Below are 4965 nucleotides of genomic sequence, written 5' to 3' on the forward strand. Positions count from 1 at the left end.
AATACCCGCTATAAAGCCGAACTGTCCAGTGCCTTTGGTTTGGGTGCTCAGGTGGGCATAGTTCTGCCTTTTAGCCGGGTGCATGAAACCGAAGCTGATGTGATTGGTTTGGATTTAATGGCCAAAGCCGGTTTTCAACCTGAAGAGTCGGTGAAGCTTTGGCAAAACATGGCCAAACAAGGCAGCGGCGGCACTCCACAAATTTTATCCAGCCACCCTGTGCCGGAGAACCGCATTAAAAAATTGCAAAAAGATATGCCGGCAGCCTTAAGTGCTTATCAAAGCAGGCTGGCACAAGGCAATTTGCCAAGGTGTAATCGTTAGTTATGAAACTGCATGTGCTAACCGAAATGGCGCTGGTGGTCTAAAAACCACAAGCAGCCGCAGTCGCAGAAAGCAGATAGTTGCAACAGCACAATAAAAAACCGGCAATTGCCGGTTTTTTTATCTTCAAGGAATGTCAGACTGCAGCTGTTTTTATCGCCTGATGCCGGCTGAACAACACAGCTGTTATAGCAACAGCGGCCAGAATGAAACAATAATAACTCTGAGTCACAACGTCCCATGGCGATAAACCAAAGCTGGCACCAAGCAATAAGGCCTGAGCACCATAAGGCACCAGACCCTGGCTGATACAGGAAAAAATATCCAGCAAACTGGCGCTGCGTTTCGGGCTGATATTGTTGTGCTCGGCTAAGTCTTTACTGACATCAGCTGCTATTACAATTGCAACGGTATTATTGGCAATACAGAGGTTACTGATAAATACCAAAGCAGCAATGGCCAGCTGTTGTGCTTTATTGCCTGCAAGTGCCAGCTTGCCCGCCAAAGCAGCAATATGGCCGGCAATCCAGGCGAGGCCACCCTGTTGTTTAACAAACTCACCCAGGGCGCCAACAAACATCGACAACAGGAAAATTTCCTGCATGCTGGCAAAACCCTTAAAAATATCTTTGCCAAGGTTGGCCAGCTGATAGTCGGCAAAAATTACGCCCTGCAAGGCCGCCAATACAATACCCAGTAATAACACGGCAAATACATTCATACCGGCAATAGCTAACACCAGAATAGCGGCATAAGGCAGAACGCCAGTCCAACTGAACTCTTTGACGTTAACAGCCGTATCTGTGCTGGCCAGACTGGTAAACAGCACTAGAGTGATGAGCGCTGCCGGCATGGCAATTTTAAAGTTTTCGCGGAATTTATCTTTCATTTCAGCACCCTGGGTGCGGGTGGCTGCAATAGTGGTGTCGGAAATAATGGAAAGATTGTCGCCAAACATAGCGCCACTTAATAAAGCGCCGGCAACTAAAGCAGGTTCAAGGCCGGCTTGCTGAGATAAACCAACAGCAATAGGAGCCAAAGCACCAATGGTGCCCATGGAAGTGCCCATCGCAGTGGCTACAATGGCGGAAATAACAAACAAACCAGGCAATAACAAACTGGCGGGAACCAGGCTTAAACCTGCATTGACCACGGCATCAACACCACCACTGGCCTGGGCAACAGCGGCAAAAGCACCGGCCAGCAGGTAAATAATACACATGGTAATAATGTTGCTGTTACCGGCACCTTTGACCAGCACATCAATACTTTGCGCTAAAGGCGCCCGGTTTAACCACACGGCCAGCACTAAAGCCGGAATAATGGCCACAGGCCCAGGTAACTGATAAAAAGCATAAGCAACGCCCTGGCTCTGTAAATACAGGCCAGTGCCTAAAAATAACAATACAAACAACAACAAGGGCAATAACGACAATTTTGCCTGCTGTCGACTGGCTGCATTCATGGTGGGTCTCCATCAAAATCGGCATGCGCCTGTTAGTCATTAAAGTGACAGTTACTTATGGCGCATATAACGTCGCGGAATATATAGACGTCCAGAAGGCCTGTCAAATAACTTTATGTTATGGCTTAAAGCATCTTTAATTTAGTTATTACTGAATAACTGCGTTTGACCGGTTGAATTTACCCGATAAAACGCCATATCCAGAGTCTGCCTGCTGCCCCTTGTGTAGCCTGTGCAGCTTTTTATAAGCCAGAAGGCTTTTACCTGTTGCATCAGCACACGGAGTTTTTATGTTTAATTTTTCTTATCAGAACCCAACCCGGATAGTGTTTGGCGAAGGCCAGATTAGTCAGCTCGCCACTTTAGTGCCCAAAGGCAGCAAAATATTGCTGACTTACGGTGGGGGCTCTATTAAACACAATGGCGTGTATCAACAAGTGATGCAAGCATTAGATAGCTTTGAAGTTGTTGAATTTTCAGGTATTGAGCCAAATCCATCTTTTGAAACTTTATTAAAAGCTGTGGATATCGTCAAAACGCAGGGCATTAATTATTTATTGCCTGTGGGTGGCGGCAGTGTGGTAGACGGCACCAAGTTTATAGCGGCTGCAGCGCTTTTTCAGGGCGACCCATGGGACATTCTGGCCAAACGGGCGCCAGTCAGTGCGGCTTTACCTTTAGGTTGTGTGTTAACTCTGCCGGCAACAGGTACAGAGAGTAACGGCAATTCAGTGGTCACCCGTTATAGCACTCAACAAAAGTTATCTTTTGCCAGCCCGCTGGTGTATCCGCAGTTTGCGGTGCTGGACCCGACAGTGACATACAGCCTGCCGCCAAAACAAGTGGCCAATGGTGTGGTCGATGCTTTTGTGCATGTGATGGAACAATACATGACCTATCCGGTCAATGCGGCAGTGCAGGACAGATTTGCTGAAGGTTTATTGCTGACACTGATAGAGCAGGGCCCTTTGGCACTGAAAGACCCACACAATTACGACGTGCGTGCCAATGTGATGTGGGCGGCCACCATGGCGCTTAACGGCCTGATTGGTCAGGGCGTGCCGCAGGATTGGGCCACCCATATGATTGGTCATGAACTCACTGCTTTATACGGGCTGGATCATGCCCAGACGCTGGCCATTGTATTACCCGCTTTGTTACAACAACAGCGCAGCCAAAAACGGGCCAAGCTGATTCAATATGGCAAGCGGGTGTTTAACCTGCAACATACTGACGAAGAACGCTTAATTGATGAAACCATAGAGCACACCAGAGCCTTTTTTGAGCAAATGGGCGTACCAACCCGGATGGCCGATTATGGTATTCAGGCCGATGCTGTGGATGCGTTAGTGGCCAAACTGGAACAACATAAAATGCTGAAGCTGGGTGAACATGGTGATATTACGCTGGATGTTTCCCGCAAAATTCTGACTGCAGCTCTTTAAACCAGGCTTGCCTTAAACCAGGCTTGCCTTAAACCAGGCGCGCAGTAAACGCAGCGCGCTTAAAAGCTGCAAAAGGGGGCAATTAAAAAGCGCTGTAAAAATGCCCTGAAAGCAGCCCAACAAAAAGCCGGTTTTGTGTAAGCAACACCGGCTTTTGTATTTTGACTGGTCAGGCGGTGAGTTCAGACGTTATCATAATGCCTCTTTGCAGATAGCCGGGCATCCAGAGTATGAGTTCAGCCGCAGTACCTTGTTTAGTTGTGTTGGCAGCCGGCATGGGCAGTCGTTTTGGCGGGGATAAACAACTCGCCATCTTAGGCAACACAGGCCGGACTCTATTGCATTTTAGTGCCATGGACGCTTATCAGGCCGGTGTGCGTAAACTGGTACTGGTGATCCGCCCTGAACTTATCGAGCCGCTGAAACAGCAAGTACTGAACCATTTGCCAGCCGATTTACAAGTGATGTTGGTCACACAAAACCCTGCTGATCTGCCGCCTGGCACTGTCGCTATAACACGGCAAAAACCCTGGGGTACAGCCCATGCACTCTGGTGTGCCCGCAGTGCTGTTGCCAATGACAATATGATAGTGATCAACGCTGATGATTATTATGGCGCCCAAGCCATGCAGCTATTGGTGCAGCATTTTTCTGCTGCAAAGCCGGATTGGGCTATGGTGGCTTTTCCGTTATCACGCACTTTGTCGGCACATGGGGGTGTAAACCGGGGTTTATGTGTGGTGGCCGATAGTTATTTAACGTCTGTTGAAGAATATTGTCAGATTAAACAGCAGTATACTTCGAGCTTGCTCGGTGTGAACAGCAAGGGGCAACAAGTGCAGCTTCAGCCAGAGTCGCCGGTATCCATGAATATCTGGGGTTTTACCGCAGCAGTGATGGGGCAGCTTGAGCAGGCGTTAACTGCTTTTCTTCAGGCAACACCTGACGATAAAACAGAATGTTATTTGCCTGCTGTTGTGGACAATGCCTTACAGCAAGCACAACGACTCAAGGTATATATGTCGGATGAAGCCTGGTTTGGTGTGACTTATCCTGCTGATTTGCCAGAAATTGTTGAACATTTTCAAACCAAACAACAAGAGGCAGGCCACAACCTGCACATTTGATAGCACTATTGATTGGAACTACTGTGATGACTCAAAGCGCCTCTGCTTTTGCGCAAACTTCAGCTGTGCAACATCCGCTGGTAACAGCGCAGGTTTTACAGGCTTATCAATTGCCGGCTGACACTGAAATTTTGCCTTTTGGCAACGGCCATATTAATCAGACTTTTTTATTAAAAAGTGGCGATAACAAGCTGATTTTGCAAAAAATTAACACCGCCATTTTTCCGTCGCCTGCGGATTTAGTGCAAAACGCCTTAAAAATTGAACAACATTTGCTGGTGAAACAACAACAAGGTTTGTATCCGCTTGAAATATTACGCCAGCAAGCCAAAGCCGATGGCAGTTATCTGGCAGGGCAGGCGCAGGATTTAAGGGCGCTGCAATTTATTAATAACGGCTGCAGCATTGAAGTGGTTGAAAAGCCGCAACAAGCTTTTGCCGCAGCTCTGACTTTTGGTCAGTTTGCGGCTGCTTTAGCCGATTTTGACGCCAAAACGCTGGTGACAGTGCTGCCCGATTTTCATAACCTTGGTATGCGGTTTTTTCAGTTAAAACAGGCCATCACCAACAACGCTGCCGGTCGGTTAAAAGATTGTCAGGCGCT

Annotated in this window: 4 protein-coding genes and 1 pseudogene; 4 read left to right on the forward strand and 1 reads right to left on the reverse strand. The window is 47.9% G+C overall.

The window, feature by feature from the left end; translation table 11 throughout:
* Positions 1–324: M48 family metalloprotease (locus tag RCH83_RS10695; RefSeq protein WP_306521823.1), on the forward strand; the 324-nt coding region annotated here is incomplete at its 5' end.
* 136 nt (positions 325–460) lie between these two features.
* On the opposite strand, the gene RCH83_RS10700 is transcribed toward RCH83_RS10695, so the two are convergent.
* A complete protein-coding gene (locus RCH83_RS10700; RefSeq protein ID WP_306521825.1) occupies positions 461–1789 on the reverse strand; it encodes a Na+/H+ antiporter NhaC family protein in 1329 nt (442 codons plus the stop codon).
* A gap of 290 nt (positions 1790–2079) precedes the next feature.
* Here RCH83_RS10700 and RCH83_RS10705 point away from each other — a divergent pair, with 290 nt between their 5' ends.
* The 3 genes and pseudogenes from RCH83_RS10705 to RCH83_RS10715 form a co-directional block, all read left to right on the forward strand.
* Positions 2080–3234 carry an iron-containing alcohol dehydrogenase gene (locus RCH83_RS10705; RefSeq protein ID WP_306521827.1) on the forward strand — a complete coding sequence of 385 codons (1155 nt, stop codon included), beginning with the start codon at positions 2080–2082 and terminating at the stop codon, positions 3232–3234.
* Positions 3235–3464: 230 nt separating this feature from the next.
* On the forward strand, positions 3465–4361 hold the full coding sequence (locus tag RCH83_RS10710) for an NTP transferase domain-containing protein (protein ID WP_306521829.1): 897 nt from the start codon (positions 3465–3467) through the stop codon (positions 4359–4361).
* A 26-nt stretch (positions 4362–4387) separates the two neighbouring features.
* Positions 4388–4965, forward strand: a pseudogene (locus RCH83_RS10715) (hypothetical protein); the annotation flags it as partial.

Source organism: Rheinheimera sp. (genome assembly GCF_030824435.1).
Lineage (GTDB): Bacteria > Pseudomonadota > Gammaproteobacteria > Enterobacterales > Alteromonadaceae > Pararheinheimera.